Origin of the sequence: Mucilaginibacter glaciei (genome assembly GCF_014773245.1) — a bacterium.
GTDB lineage: Bacteria > Bacteroidota > Bacteroidia > Sphingobacteriales > Sphingobacteriaceae > Mucilaginibacter > Mucilaginibacter glaciei.
This window is the reverse complement of record NZ_JACWMX010000014.1, coordinates 1-14,877: the sequence shown is the minus strand read 5'-3', so window position 1 is coordinate 14,877 and position 14,877 is coordinate 1. Positions and strand designations below refer to the sequence as shown.

Here is a 14,877-nt window from a genome sequence, read left to right as displayed (position 1 = left end):
ATTTTTGCGAAGCGGTCACTATTTCCCGGACGGAAAAACACGCGCCGAATACATTCTCATCCGCCGCGCCATAATAACGGGTAACTTATTTCAATACCCATACCGAGACAGAGCCGGCGTTTACTTTAAATTCAGCCCAACCGTCATCACCGATTATGATTTCCTCATTGATTTTTTTTAACGCATCAACGAAAGTCTTCCCAGCCAAATTCGAGCCGACCTCCATTCGTTTGTTTCCGCTGTCGCCGTTGGAGATCAATACCGCGCATCCTGAATTATGGTGTTTTTCGTCGCCGCTTCTTGTCCAGCCGATGCAGTTAAAGTGATCAAAATAGTCACGCTGCTCACCGTAAGCAAGTTCCTTTCGTACAAATAATAATTTTTCTAATTCATCGGTTTTAGGCATTATTACCTCATGTTCCTCCCCATCATTACCTTTGTCCTTATAGCATGAACCGTACAAATCGGTATAAAATACACAGGGGTAGCCGGCTTGACGCAACAAAATAAGCGAATAGGCTATAGGCCGAAACCAAGCTTGCACCGGTTGCTCTAATGATTGTAAAGGCTGAGTATCATGATTTTCGACTAAAGTCACCGCCAGTGCGGGATTGACCTGTACTAACGTACTATCAAATATGGTACGCAGATCATACATATTACCAGCATTGGATGCCTTATGCAAATTAGCTTGCAAAGGTGCATCAAACAAGGACATCCGGCCACCAGTAACATCGATATATTCCAACATGGCGGGCAGATCATAAGGGGTCCAATATTCGCCTACAGTAAAAAATTCATGGCCCAATTCAGCCCTTAAATAATCAAGCCACTCGTTGAAAAAAGTCGTGTCCATATGCTTTATCGCATCTAAGCGGAATCCGTTGAAACCAACGGTTTCAAAGAACCATTTGCCCCAGCGCTTCAATTCCTCTCGTACACTCGGATTGCGTAGTTCCAGGTCATCAAGCATGAGAAAATCGTAATTGCCATTTTCTTTGGATACTACCATCTGCCAGCCTTCACCATATTCGTTTTGGATACTGAAGATAGCAGTCTCGTTGGTTTTTGCATCGTAATCAACGCCCGCAAAGCAATGAAAGTCCCAAATAAATTCAGAGTATTTACCTTTACGTCCGGGGAATGTAAACTTTGTATGCCCTTCGATCTCGTATGGCTCACTGATAAATTCATTCCGGTTTTCTGGATTAACCTTACGAACGGTAAATATTTCCGTTTCGTCAGCACCACCCATATGGTCAAAAACAATATCCGCGTAGATTTTGAGGCCGACTGCCTGTGCAGCACCTACGGCGTCAATCAATTCCTGCTTAGTGCCGTACTTTGTCGCGACCGAACCTTTTTGGTCGAACTCTCCGAGATCGTAAAGATCATAAGAGTCGTAGCCATTTGCCTGTGCACCCGCCATTCCTTTGTGAGCGGGAGGAATCCAAACCGTATCAATTCCGATTTTTTTGAGACGCTTGGCATCATTTTTTAAATGTTTCCAAAGACTGCCGTCCGCAGGGTAATACCATTCAAAGAATTGCAGCATGGTGAAGTTTTCCATGTACTTTTGTATTTAATTTATACTATCTTTTTTCAATCTCTATTTTGGCTAAAGAAAGTGTAGCGGGGCCGGTCAGCACTTTTCCATAAATATCGTAGCGTGCTCCATGACAAGGGCAATCCCAACTCTTTTCCTCCCCGTTCCAGTTGACGATGCAACCCGCATGTGTACAAACCGGACTGAGTGCAAATATCTCCCCATGATCATCGCGGTATGCCGCAATTTTTTTTCCATCGATCTCCAATAACTTCCCCGTACCAGCCTGCATTCTTTTCAGAGAATCTGTTTTATAAATACCAAATCGGTCAGTAACAAAATGATAGGCGACGTCGGCGTTCTCCTGTACAAAAGCTGTAAAACCGGCAACAGGTTTCAATCTTGAAGGACTAAATACTTTTTCATACTTACTGGCTTTCCCCTGAACCAAATCAGATAATATCTTCCCGGCTATACTACCCAGCATCATCCCGTTGCCGTTATATCCTGTGGCGCAATAAATCCCATTTGAGGCTTCTGGCATTTGCCCTATATAAGGAAAACCATCAACGGGTACATAATACTGGCTCGACCATTGGTATTTAACGGATGATACATCGTAGTTTTTACGTACATATTTTTCCAGGTCTGCAAACGCTTTTTCTGGATCATCATGGCCGGTTTTGTGATCGTTTCCGCCAGCGATCAATAATTTTTCACCGTCAATCTCATGTGTCCGGAAATAATGATAAGGCTCCTGCATGTCATAGATCAGCGCATCGGGGTACGTTTCTGTTTTCAGCTTAACACCAAGAACATAACTACGATAAGGCGCGCAACGCAGGCTATAAGAATTAATACCAGGCGGAATATGTGTTGCATAGATTACCTTTCGCGCTTTGATCTTTAATTCTCCAGAGATGCCGATGTGGATATCACCTTCCTTTTCTGTGCGCTCTATATTGGTATGTTCTAAAATAATACCACCGGCATCGGTAAATGCTTTTGCCAAAGCAAAGGCATATTTAATCGGGTGAAATTGCGCCTGCCCCTCAAATTCAAGCGCGGCCTCGATACTTAGCGGGGTTGGTACTTTGGTCGTGTAGTTTACAGCAACACCCACTGCTTTAGCCCCGGAAAATACTTCATCGAGTTGATCGGCCTGTTTTTCATCTTCGGCATATAAAAGCCGGATTTTGTTTCATAATCGCATTCGATCCGGTAATTTTTAATATTGGACCTAATTAATTCAAAACCTTCGTTAATCGCATCTGCAAAAAGTTGAGCACCTTCTTTACCGAAAGCGCTCTCCGCTTCCTTATGTGTAGTATCTGCGAAAGTATTGATATGCGCACTTGTTCCGCCGGTAGTTCCGAATCCAATGGTATGGGAATCAGCAAGCAGAATATTGCGCCCGGCATTTTGCAATAACAATGCTGCTGTAAGTCCCGTTATGCCGCTGCCTATAATGATAGCATCATAGACGTTTTCCAGCCCGATGGCTGCATTCGGGTTTATAAAAGGTAAAACATTTTGCCAAATGCTTTTCTGTGCTCCGTCACGGGAAATATAAGGTTGTTTTTTTGTTGCCATACTTCTATTACAAAACCCTTAATAATCTAATTGTGGTTATTTTAAATATTTTTTAACAAATAAATTTCTTTCCAGTTTTTTTTACTTATCTAAGAAATGCCAATCGCTGAAAAAGCTAATGGTGAATTACCCTTCACCGGCAGACAGATTAATTAACCGCAGGGTTTCCCAATCTTTAATACCATTAAAATACTTTTTCAAAACTTGCGTAAAAACAGAATCAGTTTCGGGTAAAGCCGCGAATAACGTCATCGAAGATTTAAGCTTTGAATCATCTGGGCTTCCAAAAATGCGCGTGGCATGGTAATCTTCGAGTTCTAACAAGACCTTAGATATTTCAATAAGGCGGGTGCCAAGGATGGGATGGAGTAAATAAGCCTCGGCTTCCGCCATGTCTTTTATGGCGTAGAATTTACTGGTTTCACTAAGACCGAGGCCAGCGATCTGAGGAAAAATATACCACATCCAATGACTACGCTTACGGCCATTTTTGATTTCTGCCAACGCCGTTTCATAATCCCGTTCTTGGGCTGTTAAAAATCTACTCAATTCCATATTTCTAAACAACAATTTGAAGGATCATTCTCGCTTGCACCTAATAACTAATGTTCATTATAACCGTCAAGTTTGACAGTTTGCGTAATTTCAGCTATAAACCTTGAAGCTATAAAATTGTTTACAATTCAGCAATCTCGATCCATACCGGCGCATGGTCGCTGGAATGTTCCCAGCCCCGAACGCTTTTATCTACCGAAGCCGATAAAAGCCGTGAACGCAAGGGTTCGTTCAGCAGGAAATGGTCCAGCCTTAAACCAGCGTCCCGTCCGTAAGCATTGCGCAAGTAATCCCAAAAAGTGTAGAAGCGCATGTCAGGATATAATTTCCGGATTGCATCCGTCCATCCGGCATTAACCAGTTCCCGCCATAGCTTGCGCACTTCCGATCTGAATAGTGCATTGTCAATATACTTCTCCGGCTTATAGGTATCCATTTCCGTAGGCATAATGTTATAATCTCCAATCAGCGCGACCGGTAGGCCAAAAGACAGTAATTTGTGTGCATGTGATTGCAAACGGTTGATCCACCTCAACTTGTACTCGAACTTAGGTCCAGGGAACGGATTGCCATTCGGCAAATACAAACAGCCAATCACTATTCCGTTGATAAATGCTTCAATATAACGACTATGCGTATCTTCCGGCTCGCCTTCTAATCCTTTTCGTGTCTCCTTAATTTCGCCGTATCGGGAGAGAATTGCCACACCATTCCAGCTTTTTTGTCCATGCCAGATGGCATGGTAGCCGAGGCCGAGCAGCGCATGTTCCGGAAATTTATGGGTTTCACACTTAAGTTCCTGTAAGCAAACGACATCAGGTTTCGTTTCAGCCAGCCAGCGCAGCAGGTTAGGTAATCTACCATTGATGCCGTTGATGTTATAAGTTGCGATCTTCATCGTTATGCTGGTCTATTGCTTAGACAAAAAGTTCCTGAGCATCAGTATAATAGGTAGTTCGTCCGCCAATCTTTGCCGTTTTGATGATTTCACCCTTTGCAGTGGTTTTTAATTGCGGACTATGAATATTCATAAAATCTTTCAATTCCCCCGTGAGTTTGTCGCCGTTGGCTCCAGCAATATCATGAATGGCTTTTTCCAATACGGTTCGAATACTATTGTAAATTTTGGCCACGTCTTTTGAAGGTATAGCCTTCGGAATAGAAAAAGGTGACACCCCGGCATGGTAAAGAATTTCGTCAGAATAAGAATTGCCGATACCCCTTATAACCTTTTGGTCCATCAATAAGGTTTTGATAAGGGTTCGTTTTTTTGCGAGTAGAGCGGAAAACACGCTTTTGTCGATATTAAGTGCGTCCGGCGCAACCGCAGGTTTTGGCTGAAGTGTGGGAGTAGCTTGTTTTTGAAGGTCGATAAGAGAGAAGCCGCTACCATTTTTGAAATGAAAAGCCAGGACCTGGAACCTGGGTGTTTTGCCATTATTCAATTCTACCAATTCGCCCCGTAGCATGAGATGAAGACCAACGATCTGGTCACTGGAAAAATGTAACTGTAAGGTCTTTCCTTCACGGATAACGTTAAGCAGTTTTTGACCCTTCAATGCGGATTTTAGATCAGCAACTGGAACATTAAGTTTTTTTTCTACAGTTACTTCAACTTTGTCAAGCTCCTCACCTTTATATTTACGGGTAAGGATTTGCGCGAAAACGGTTAGGTCAGGTAGTTCAGCCATGTTAGATAATATTATCTGCTATTGTTTTTTTTCTTTCTCCAACAATCTGTAGGTTATTGTTGCTCCGACAGCAAATACGACGTGGGCCGGAATGCGTTGTAGATAGTAATGTTCAAAATTAAGCCAGGGTGGTAAGGGATGTACTTTAAAAGTCGCTTTCCATATCAAAAATCCTAACACACCACTGATCAATCCAAGTAGCAGTCCATTTCTTAGATTATGTTTGATCTTTTTATACTCCCACAATTCTACATAAACGGAAGCGAATACAAAGCCCATGGCAAAATGCGCCCCCCAGCCGGCCAGTACTTTAGCCTTTTTAGAAAGATGAGGTGTCAGGCGTCCGATCAATACTTCCAGGTGTTCAGGCTCTCTAAAATTTTCATCTGCAAGCAGGGACATCAGGTAACTTGAAGCCGTCATAACCGTTGTTCCCCCGACCCCAGTAAGCGCAGCTTTCTCGATCTTATTCATCAGGCTCCTTTTTTAGCGGTTAAACTACTCATCAATTGGTCGTATAAGTCATCTCCTTTAGCTTTCGTTGGTTTAAGCTTTTTAATAGTTGGGCGCTTGCCTTTCGCTTTTTGTTCGATAATCTTCAACAGATCGTTATGGTACTCATCTTTATACTTAGCGAGGTCCATCGGTTCCGTATATTGATCGATCAGAGCCAGCCCCATTTTGAGTTCTTTATCGCTTACTTCCACCTTCTCATCCAGTTCCAAGTCTTCCTGTTCTCTGATCTGCTGAGCAAAACGAATACGCGTCACTACCAATGCGTTTTCGACCGGATGTACCACGCACAAACTTTCCGTGCTGCGTAATACAAAACGCGCCAAACCTGCTTTCCCTGATTTTTTCAGTGCTGAAAGCAACAAGGCATAAGCTTTGTTTTTCTTTGTGGCCGGGGCTGTATAATACGAAGTTTCGTAATACATCGGGTTGACCGCCGCGACATCAACGAAGTTCTCGATCTCGATTACCTTGGTTTTTTCCGGTGCTGCCGCCTCGAAATCCGCTTCTTCGACGACCACATAGTCGTCATCATATTTATACGCCTTCACGATCTTGTCGTAAGGTACTTCCTTTTTCGTGTTTTCATTGACTCGCTGAAATTTGATATGTGCATGGTCACGACTGTCCAGCATATCCAGGTCAAGCCTTGTTTCCTGTACCGCAGAATACAATTTTACAGGGATACTTACCAATCCAAAACCAATCGAGCCGGTCCAAATACTTCTCATACTTTAATTTTCTAATGTTATCATTAATGCCCATTGGGTGGTGCGCCTCGATCTGGTCAGCCACAAGGTGCAGCAATTCCTCATTCAGCCCGCCGGGATTTTGGCAGATATGTAAAAAATCATGTTCGTCAGGGGTAAAACTGGCGACATACGCGCCATTTTCAAATACCTTGTATTTGCATTTATCTTCGTCATGATGGACATATTCGCCTACTTCAAAGTGGTGTACATCTTTATCATTACTGATGGTGATAGGGTAATTTTCCATAAATAGTACAACTATTTGAACAGCATTTTGTTTTTTATGGAACACTAAGATGAATAGCGTAGCTTACCCTCAGAGTGCATGCGGATGTGTTAAACACAATTATTGCACCACCTAAAATATTTACAGCTCTAATTCGTCGTTGAATTACTAATCAAGTTGAGAAGAACTTTAAGGCCACGTATGCAACAAGATTGAAACAATAATAAAACATGAATCGATTGGCAAGATTGTTGTTTATGAGAAATATTTTCTTTTAAATACGATCAATTTGAATAGTTTAATAAATGGAGAATTCAATCCTTCTCAAAATACGCTAAACGAAGACTTCGCGCTTCTAACAAAAGCACTTGATGCTGCAATCTCAGGAATTATTTTAACAGATAACCGACTGCCTGATAATCCAATTATATATTGTAACAAAGCCTTTGAATTAATATCAGGGTATAACAGAGATGAAATAATAGGTCACAACTGTCGCTTTTTACAGAAAGAGGATCGGGATCAGAAAGAGCGGGAAGCTCTTAGGAATGCAATTAAAAACGGAACTGATTGCGTTGTTGATATACGCAATTATAGAAAAGATGGTACCCTTTTTTACAACGAGCTTTTTATGTCGCCGGTTAAAGATGAAAATGGAAACGTAAATTATTTCATAGGTGTTCAAAATGATGTAACCGGGCGCAAAAAAGCAGAGCTTAGTCTACAGCATCAAAAGGATGTTATGGAGCAGCGAATAGAAGATCGAACTAAGGGCCTTAAAGAAAGTGAAGACTATCTGGCCAGTATAGTTCAGACGGTAAGGGAAAGTTTGATCGTTCTCGACCCCAATTTTAGAGTGCTTAGTGCGAATGATCATTTTTTAAAGACTTTTAAAGTAACAAAAAGCGATACAGAAGGTAAGCTACTGTATGATCTTGGTAATGGGCAATGGAATATTCCCGCCTTGAAGGAACTTTTGGAAAATATACTTCCAAGTAATAACCCCGTTGAAGAGTTTGAAGTGGAACACGATTTTCCTTATATCGGAAAAAAGCTAATGCTGCTCAATGCGCATCGTATCGAGTTGGAAGGACAGTATAAAAATCGTATTCTGATTGCTATTGAAGATATTACGGAGCGCAGAGAAATAGAAAGGCGAAAGGATGACTTTTTATCTATCGCCAGTCACGAGTTGAAAACGCCGTTAACCACAATTAAGGGCCTCGTGCAGATGATGCAGAAAATCGTACCACCGGAAGTCGGAGACAAATTTAAATCAGTCCTTAATAAAACAGGAATGTATATAGACAGATTAAATAATCTGATTACCGAACTATTAGATGTTTCAAGGATTCAGACAGGAAACATCGAATTACACAAAGAAAATTTTGACTTTGACAAAATTGTTCATGAAACTGTTGAAGCCATACAGGTAGCAACAAATTCCCATAAACTTATAATTGAAGGCAGTACTAATGAGCAAATTTTAGCTGACGAATCGCACATTATTCAAGTGATTAACAATTTGCTCTCTAATGCAATCAAGTATTCACCTGATAACAAGATAATTACTGTTTATTTATCCAAAGTTAGCGACTTCATCAAATTTTCTTTAAAAGATGAAGGAATGGGAATTAAACAGGAAGATCATAAAAAGATCTTTGAGCGTTTTTACCGAGTTGGCGAAATTCAGCAACGATTTCCGGGCATGGGAATTGGACTTTATATATGCGATCAGATTGTCAAAAACCACGGCGGTACCCTCTGGGTAGAGAGCGAACCTGGTAAAGGTTCTACGTTTAATTTTACACTTCCTTGCACCAAAACATTGTGATGGTAAAGAACAAAACTATTCTGATCTGCGACGATGATGAAGGGATTTTAGATATGCTTGAGATTGTTTTAGAGGGAAGTGGCTATGATACCATTCCTATAAAAAACAGCTTGAGTTTGTATGAAGCCATTGAGCGGGAACACCCGGATTTATTGTTATTAGATTTATGGATGCCGGTATTAACAGGTGACCAGGTGCTTAAAACGCTGCGAAAAAACTTGGAAACAAAAGAGTTACCTGTAATTGTCATATCTGCAAGCAGAGATGGTGAGCAAATAGCTATGAACGCTGGAGCCAACGATTTTATGGCAAAACCTTTTGACCTTGACCTTTTATTAAAAAAAGTCCAGCAATACATAATCAATTAAAAATACCCTTTCTTTAAATTACCATATAATTTAGCATCCACAGATGTATTTGGAAGCTATTGGTTTATCCGATAAAGCTTCATTCAATTTTTGCAAATTAAACATCGGCTTTAATTTCGTGATATTTTAAATTGGTACAGGACTTGCCATTGTTTGAAAAAGTCATAAATATGGAAACCAAATTTCAAATTTCATTGCACATGAAAACGCCATCTGGATTTGAAACCTTTGGCAACTTTGATCTTGGATCAGACAAGGAAAAGGCGATAGCGATTATCGAACAATTTAAAGGTTCAGATGATAAATTGGAAAGTTCAATTTTATACATGGATTTGACCGAAGTACAAAATGGCATTCCTTTACCGGCCAAGATATTACATTGTACGCTGGATGATATTGCCTATAACGTCCGCATCATTACGAGAGATGTTTTCAAAAATCTCAGCCTCTGAAAAAATGACAGCGGGACTGAAAAATTTTCAGCGTAAAACTGAAAATTTTTCGGCATCCTTATCTTGGTATTTGATTTGTACATCACTATTCAGTTAAAATTAAATCATAACATTAAAAAAAAAGCCATGACACTGGTTAAATTTAACAACAACAAAGGAGCGAACGCATTAATGCCAGGCTTTAATGACGTTTTTGAATCGATCTTTAATGACACATTTTTTAACGACCGCATGGTGACCCGTGTACCTGCTGTCAACATCAGCGAAACTAAAGATCACTTCCATGTAGATCTTGCTGCGCCGGGTTTAAAGAAACAGGATTTTAAGATCAGCCTGGACAGGAATGTGTTGAGCATTGCTGTAGAAAATCAAACTGAAAACGCTGAGGAAACTAAACAGTATGCTAAACGTGAGTTTAGTTATTCGTCTTTCGTCCGTTCATTTACTTTGCCGGAAGTGGCCGACCACAACCAAATTGATGCGCATTATGAAGACGGCATACTGAAAGTGGATATTGCCAAAAAAGAAGAGGCAAAAATGGCAACCCGCCAAATTGAATTAAAGTAATTTAACAAATCATTTAGAAAACGGGCTGATTTTCTCAGCCCGTTTTTTTTTGCTGGCTTTAAATTTTAAAATTTAGTTCACAAAGATCCCATGAAAAAATTTACCACATCTGCGCAAAAAACGCTATCACTGTCTAAAGAAGTTATATTACAAAGGTTAGAAACTGAAATGAGCAGGGATTCAAAACTTATATTTAAAGAAACGAACAAAGAGAATATCAAAGAGGCGAAATTAATTGATGGTAGCGTATTAGTTATTGCAAGTTTTGATAAGGAAGATGGCAAGACTTTAGCGATGATTGACTTTAAAGACGTTCCCGAAGAGTTTGATCGTCAAAAGATTCAAAAACATTTACGTAATAGGCTTGATAAGATTTTTTTGTTGTAATATGATCTATTACCACTCTAATTGACATATAGTTATTAGATATACCACTGTAATATGATATTGGCTGTCCCACCGGCCAGGCTTTCCACTATATCTTTTCATTGAAAAGGATGCCGTTGCAATCCTTGACAGACGACTGCTTCAGGTGTTAGCAGATCGTAAGGCACTAGCAAAAGCTCTTTTTTTCTAGGCCATGTAAAGAGTTAAGATATTTGCAGCCGTCCTGTCGACACTGTTTACAATCAATTCTTCAAACTTTAGTTTCGATAACTATTGCGCCAAATCTGCTTACCTGCTCATCCGCTAAATGTCCAATAATTGTTTCCCCAACTGCCTAATGGATAATTAATTGATACTAATATTAATTGTAATTTAAAAGTTACAAACCATATAACCTCTTTTATTTACTTCCGTATAAAATCATAAAATACCCAAAGATATACCTTCAGAAAATGCGTGATCAATTATTTCTAGATAAATGGTAAAAAAATTTAAAATCCCAAATAAAATCAGAATTAGATTTTATAATACAACTTAGAAAGATAAATTTTAATTTCCTTGCCGGATCTTAAAATTTAACTCAATTTGTTGCTGCCACAGTTAATTATCGATAGTTGCTTACCTAACCTACCCTAATTATGTATAGTGAACTTTTTTTATTTTTCACCTTGGTATCAGGATCTGGATACACTTATTGTCTTTTACGGGCACATTTTTTAGAAGTAAAAATGGATCATTTTACCCGCATACCAAGGTCAAGATGTGGTGAGATCAGGTTAAGTGATCTTCGACTGGCTAAAGCTTCTACCTTTGATGAGCATTATGCTTTAGATGCTGAAACCGCGATTTTATACCTGCAGCTCAGCAATTTCATCGCAGTTGGTTACTTCTTTGGCTTAGCATTATTTTTTATTATTGAGTTACTATAAAAATCGCGCTCAGATCACGTAAAATCTGGGTTGAATCAGTCATTTTGAAACTTCTGGGGCTGTTGTGCTCCCCTAAGCCTGATCGCTCCTTTACCCAGTCTTTTCACGGCCTAAGAGGATGCCTTTACTATTATTTACATCAGCAGATCTAATCATCTTTGGCCTGATTAGATCGGTAAATTTTTTACCTAATTTGCTGCATAAAATATTCAGTTAACGAAATTAGACTTATAACGCCGATGAATTTATGATTTTCATGTACCGGTAGATAGTTGTTATCCGATTCTTTCATAAGTAAAAATACATCATTAGCAGTTTGATCCATTGACACGATCGGTTTTATAAAATCACAGTCGATTAAGCAGTGATTGGGGTAATTAAGGTAATCCTTAGCGGTAACAATCCCTACTTTTTCGAGATCCTCGTCAATTATAACCATGTAAGGGTGTTCCTGTAACCACTCTCTTATCTGGCTCATATCTTCAAGGACAGAAACAGATATGGGTTCCCTATCGATTAAATTCGAATTATTGAACATCTTTTTATTTTAAGTACTGTCTATAAATCATTTATAAACAAAGACAACTTATAGGAGTATTCCATAACAATTATTATTGTTTTAAACTTAATTAGGACTATCGGGATATAGAGGCAGTTCAAACCAAAATTTTGCCCCGTTTCCTGCCTCGCTATATACTCCTATATCCCCGCCGTGCTGCCGGACGATCTGGCTGGAAATATAAAGGCCAAGACCCAAACCCGAATATTTTTGCGATGCTTCGTGCGCACGGGAGAATTTCTCAAATATCATTCTCTGACGAGAGGGCGGAATACCTATTCCGTTATCAATCACCGTCAACCTAACCACCCCACCTCGATTTTCTAATTCGATGGAGATAGTTCCTCCTGCGGGTGAGTATTTGGCAGCGTTCGTCAGTAAGTTCACAATTACTTGCTCGAGTCTAACCTTATCTGCGATAACCATGATATCGGGAGAAGTCGTCAATATAATATACTTGTCTTTTGCATAAGATCTGATCTCTTCCGCGCAGTCTCGAACCGAATCCGAAAGAGAATAAGTGGTGTAATTCAATGCCATCTTTCCTGATTCGATCCGCGTCACATCCAACAATTCATCAACTATAGCGTTGAGCTTTTTAACCTGCCGATTAGCCATGCCGACAAATGACTTCACCTTTGCAGGCTTAAAATCTTCATCAGGCAGGTTGTCGAGGATTTGTAATGATGCTTTCATACTGGTGATCGGCGTTTTCAACTCATGGCTGGCGATGCCCAAAAACTCATCCTTTTTCCTGGAAAGAAGATCAGCAGTTTCCTGTACCACTTTTTGATCCTGGATATTCGTACAGGAACCGACCCATAAAACAATTTCGCCCGCCGTGTTTTTATGTGCACAGCAGCGGGTTAAGTGCCATTGATATTCGCCCTTAGCATTCTTAAAACGTTGTTCCAGTTCGAGATCGTCGCCCGTGACCACGGCTTTCGCCCAAAGGCTTTGAGCCGCCTGAAGGTCATCAGGATGGATCGAGGCCCAAATAGCGGTATGCAACTCCTCGAAGGTGCCAGCATTTAGGTAATCATACCAGCCTTTATTGTAGTAATTCGCTTTCCCATCCGGGCCGCAGGTCCATATCTTATGGGCCAGCGAATCGGCGAGGAAGCGGAAACGGTTTTCACTCTCCTTTAACTCCATATTGGCCTTAACCATATCCGTTACGTCAAACCCGAATGATGCCACACCGTCGATCCGGCCTTGTTCGTCCATCAGCGGCTCCAAAACAAAGTCGAACCATGCTTCTTCCATTTGGCCGTTGCCGGTGCGGTCAAACTTCAGATTAAAAGCTTTAGCAGTGAAACTTTCCCCGGTTCGATAGACTTTTTCCAGCATCCCCGTACCAGTGTTTATATTGAATTTTGCGGCGATTTCTTTTGGTGTTAAGCCCAGGTGATCCTTATTGCCTGAATAATCCCTGGACGCCTGATTACTGAATTCCAGGCGTAGTTCCGGCCCACGGCGTAGTGAGATCATTGCGGGAGCGTTCATCAGTAAGCGCTGCAATTCTTCTTTTTGTTTTAAAATATACTGATTCAATTCATCTTCCCTGACCCTTGCTTGTTGTTTATGGGAAATATCGATGATAAAGGTAACGGCATCGGCGGAATCATTGCTATCGAGCAGTGAGGAAGCGAGAATAACGGAGACCGTTGTGCCATCTTTTCTAAGGTACTCTTTTTCAAATGGTTCACAATAACCCAGGGTTTTTAATTGTTCAACCGCGTGAGCGGACGCCGACTGGAACTTTTCGGGCGTAAGTGTTTTCCAGCTCACCAATCCTTTTGCCAGCTCGTCCGCTGAATAGCCAATCATGCTTAAGAAACAATCATTAGCCTGAATGACAACCCCGTCTAAACGTGTAAACAGCAATCCCACTATTCCAGCATTGTAAACTTTATCGAACCGGACCTGTGTGATTTGTAATTTGCGTTCGGCGGCTTTTTTACCCTTGTTGACTCTAACCAGTTGAAAAAACAGCAAAACGGTAAGCAATAATGCAGTAATGGTAATGGATTGATCTACGCCAAGTTCAAAGCTGGCAGGATGGCGATTGAATAAGTATGTAGCCCCAAGGCAACAGATAGCTAAAAGCAGAAAATAATAATTAAATATACGAACGGATTTTTTCGTGTAGTTTACTTTTACTTTGGCCAATAATATTCCGGCAAATGCTTTGCCTTTTGTAAATAGTCGCATAGTGACCTTGTTTAAAAATTAAGCATTGCGCTTTGATATTAAAATGACCTAACGAAATGTTATAAAAAATAGTTAGGCCGATATAATATCTTTTAGATAAGATTTGTTTTGATGTTACCGGGTATTAACAAAATATTTTAACAAGCGGTGACTATTCGGAACGGCTATAGATAAATTGGATACGTAACATTACTTCTTAATTCTGTTTAAATATTGGACAGACCGCTATATCCTTCGATTTTGCGAGTTTGAAAGGAAGCGGCAGTTAAAAACCGAATTGAAATTCATAATATTTATAGCTTGTTCTATTTCTTCTGAGGTCCTTATTTAACCGTTAGTAGATAACGAGAACTCTTTTTATTGATTAAGACATTTTGAGACGAACTATTTCTTTGCAATTTTAAGCATGAATACATGGCAACGTCATCAATGGGTCTGGTTGATATCGAGAAAGCTAAAAGATCATTGAAATTTCAGATTATATCATTAAACGCGTAACTCCTGAAAAATTACATGAAGTTAAGAAGATATGGAACGTGAGAATTTGCGGGGTTTAAAGATCACAACTTCTCTGTTAATATTAATTCTTTAAAATGTAATAGCAATGTTATATTTAACGTATAATATTGCAGATCCCTAATTTACTATTGTAAAAATGGCTCATAACAAAACTGGAGGAAGCTCTATTGAT

15 protein-coding genes and 1 pseudogene are annotated in these 14,877 nt (G+C 40.0%); 6 read left to right on the top strand and 10 right to left on the bottom strand.

The window, feature by feature from the left end; all coding sequences use genetic code 11:
• Positions 1 to 85 precede the first annotated feature (85 nt).
• The 8 genes and pseudogenes from IDJ76_RS20600 to IDJ76_RS20565 form a co-directional block, all read right to left on the bottom strand.
• On the bottom strand, positions 86 to 1,570 hold the full coding sequence (locus IDJ76_RS20600) for an alpha-amylase (RefSeq protein WP_191166252.1): 1,485 nt from the start codon (positions 1,568 to 1,570) through the stop codon (positions 86 to 88).
• Positions 1,571 to 1,592: 22 nt separating this feature from the next.
• Positions 1,593 to 2,974, bottom strand: a pseudogene (locus IDJ76_RS21190) (FAD-dependent oxidoreductase).
• Positions 2,975 to 3,265: 291 nt separating this feature from the next.
• Positions 3,266 to 3,694: a DUF1810 domain-containing protein gene (locus IDJ76_RS20590; protein ID WP_191166250.1), complete on the bottom strand. Its 429-nt coding sequence runs from the start codon at positions 3,692 to 3,694 to the stop codon at positions 3,266 to 3,268.
• Positions 3,695 to 3,815: 121 nt separating this feature from the next.
• Positions 3,816 to 4,592: an exodeoxyribonuclease III gene (xth, locus tag IDJ76_RS20585; protein ID WP_191166248.1), complete on the bottom strand. Its 777-nt coding sequence runs from the start codon at positions 4,590 to 4,592 to the stop codon at positions 3,816 to 3,818.
• A gap of 19 nt (positions 4,593 to 4,611) precedes the next feature.
• A complete protein-coding gene (locus IDJ76_RS20580; RefSeq protein WP_191166246.1) occupies positions 4,612 to 5,385 on the bottom strand; it encodes a DNA-formamidopyrimidine glycosylase family protein in 774 nt (257 codons plus the stop codon).
• 18 nt (positions 5,386 to 5,403) lie between these two features.
• Positions 5,404 to 5,859 carry a hypothetical protein gene (locus tag IDJ76_RS20575; RefSeq protein WP_191166245.1) on the bottom strand — a complete coding sequence of 152 codons (456 nt, stop codon included), beginning with the start codon at positions 5,857 to 5,859 and terminating at the stop codon, positions 5,404 to 5,406.
• Positions 5,859 to 6,629 (bottom strand): non-homologous end joining protein Ku, encoded by a 771-nt coding sequence (gene ku, locus IDJ76_RS20570; protein WP_191166243.1) that lies wholly within the window; start codon positions 6,627 to 6,629, stop codon positions 5,859 to 5,861. The genes IDJ76_RS20575 and ku overlap by 1 nt, the downstream gene beginning before the upstream one ends.
• Positions 6,541 to 6,897, bottom strand: a complete 357-nt coding sequence (locus IDJ76_RS20565) for a hypothetical protein (protein WP_191166241.1) — start codon at positions 6,895 to 6,897, stop codon at positions 6,541 to 6,543. Before IDJ76_RS20565 ends, ku begins: the two co-directional genes overlap by 89 nt.
• A gap of 268 nt (positions 6,898 to 7,165) precedes the next feature.
• Between IDJ76_RS20565 and IDJ76_RS20560 the strand changes: the two genes are divergently transcribed.
• The 6 genes from IDJ76_RS20560 (at position 7,166) to IDJ76_RS20535 (ending at position 11,413) form a co-directional block, all read left to right on the top strand.
• Positions 7,166 to 8,710, top strand: coding sequence for a PAS domain-containing sensor histidine kinase (locus IDJ76_RS20560; protein ID WP_224746434.1), 1,545 nt, complete (start codon positions 7,166 to 7,168; stop codon positions 8,708 to 8,710).
• Positions 8,710 to 9,078: a response regulator gene (locus IDJ76_RS20555; RefSeq protein WP_191166276.1), complete on the top strand. Its 369-nt coding sequence runs from the start codon at positions 8,710 to 8,712 to the stop codon at positions 9,076 to 9,078. Before IDJ76_RS20560 ends, IDJ76_RS20555 begins: the two co-directional genes overlap by 1 nt.
• Positions 9,079 to 9,278: 200 nt before the next feature.
• The gene (locus IDJ76_RS20550) at positions 9,279 to 9,530 is read left to right on the top strand and encodes a hypothetical protein (protein WP_191166239.1); all 252 of its coding nucleotides are present in this window, start codon (positions 9,279 to 9,281) and stop codon (positions 9,528 to 9,530) included.
• Between the two features lie 126 nt (positions 9,531 to 9,656).
• On the top strand, positions 9,657 to 10,097 hold the full coding sequence (locus IDJ76_RS20545; protein WP_191166237.1) for an Hsp20/alpha crystallin family protein: 441 nt from the start codon (positions 9,657 to 9,659) through the stop codon (positions 10,095 to 10,097).
• A gap of 90 nt (positions 10,098 to 10,187) precedes the next feature.
• Positions 10,188 to 10,484: a hypothetical protein gene (locus IDJ76_RS20540; RefSeq protein WP_191166235.1), complete on the top strand. Its 297-nt coding sequence runs from the start codon at positions 10,188 to 10,190 to the stop codon at positions 10,482 to 10,484.
• A gap of 638 nt (positions 10,485 to 11,122) precedes the next feature.
• A complete protein-coding gene (locus IDJ76_RS20535) occupies positions 11,123 to 11,413 on the top strand; it encodes a hypothetical protein (protein ID WP_191166233.1) in 291 nt (96 codons plus the stop codon).
• A gap of 184 nt (positions 11,414 to 11,597) precedes the next feature.
• On the opposite strand, the gene IDJ76_RS20530 is transcribed toward IDJ76_RS20535, so the two are convergent.
• Both IDJ76_RS20530 and IDJ76_RS20525 read right to left on the bottom strand, forming a co-directional pair.
• A complete protein-coding gene (locus IDJ76_RS20530) occupies positions 11,598 to 11,891 on the bottom strand; it encodes a CBS domain-containing protein (RefSeq protein ID WP_191166231.1) in 294 nt (97 codons plus the stop codon).
• A 147-nt stretch (positions 11,892 to 12,038) separates the two neighbouring features.
• A complete protein-coding gene (locus IDJ76_RS20525; RefSeq protein WP_191166229.1) occupies positions 12,039 to 14,186 on the bottom strand; it encodes a PAS domain-containing sensor histidine kinase in 2,148 nt (715 codons plus the stop codon).
• Between the last annotated feature and the right edge of the window lie 691 nt (positions 14,187 to 14,877).

Bases quoted from the DNA above. Each gene is read 5' to 3' on its own strand.
- IDJ76_RS20600 (WP_191166252.1), bottom strand. From the start codon at position 1,570: ATGGAAAACTTCACCATGCTGCAATTCTTTGAATGGTATTACCCTGCG.
- IDJ76_RS20590 (WP_191166250.1), bottom strand. From the start codon at position 3,694: ATGGAATTGAGTAGATTTTTAACAGCCCAAGAACGGGATTATGAAACG.
- xth (WP_191166248.1), bottom strand. From the start codon at position 4,592: ATGAAGATCGCAACTTATAACATCAACGGCATCAATGGTAGATTACCT.
- IDJ76_RS20580 (WP_191166246.1), bottom strand. From the start codon at position 5,385: ATGGCTGAACTACCTGACCTAACCGTTTTCGCGCAAATCCTTACCCGT.
- IDJ76_RS20575 (WP_191166245.1), bottom strand. From the start codon at position 5,859: ATGAATAAGATCGAGAAAGCTGCGCTTACTGGGGTCGGGGGAACAACG.
- ku (WP_191166243.1), bottom strand. From the start codon at position 6,629: ATGAGAAGTATTTGGACCGGCTCGATTGGTTTTGGATTGGTAAGTATC.
- IDJ76_RS20565 (WP_191166241.1), bottom strand. From the start codon at position 6,897: ATGGAAAATTACCCTATCACCATCAGTAATGATAAAGATGTACACCAC.
- IDJ76_RS20555 (WP_191166276.1), top strand. From the start codon at position 8,710: ATGGTAAAGAACAAAACTATTCTGATCTGCGACGATGATGAAGGGATT.
- IDJ76_RS20550 (WP_191166239.1), top strand. From the start codon at position 9,279: ATGAAAACGCCATCTGGATTTGAAACCTTTGGCAACTTTGATCTTGGA.
- IDJ76_RS20545 (WP_191166237.1), top strand. From the start codon at position 9,657: ATGACACTGGTTAAATTTAACAACAACAAAGGAGCGAACGCATTAATG.
- IDJ76_RS20540 (WP_191166235.1), top strand. From the start codon at position 10,188: ATGAAAAAATTTACCACATCTGCGCAAAAAACGCTATCACTGTCTAAA.
- IDJ76_RS20535 (WP_191166233.1), top strand. From the start codon at position 11,123: ATGTATAGTGAACTTTTTTTATTTTTCACCTTGGTATCAGGATCTGGA.
- IDJ76_RS20530 (WP_191166231.1), bottom strand. From the start codon at position 11,891: ATGAGCCAGATAAGAGAGTGGTTACAGGAACACCCTTACATGGTTATA.
- IDJ76_RS20525 (WP_191166229.1), bottom strand. From the start codon at position 14,186: ATGCGACTATTTACAAAAGGCAAAGCATTTGCCGGAATATTATTGGCC.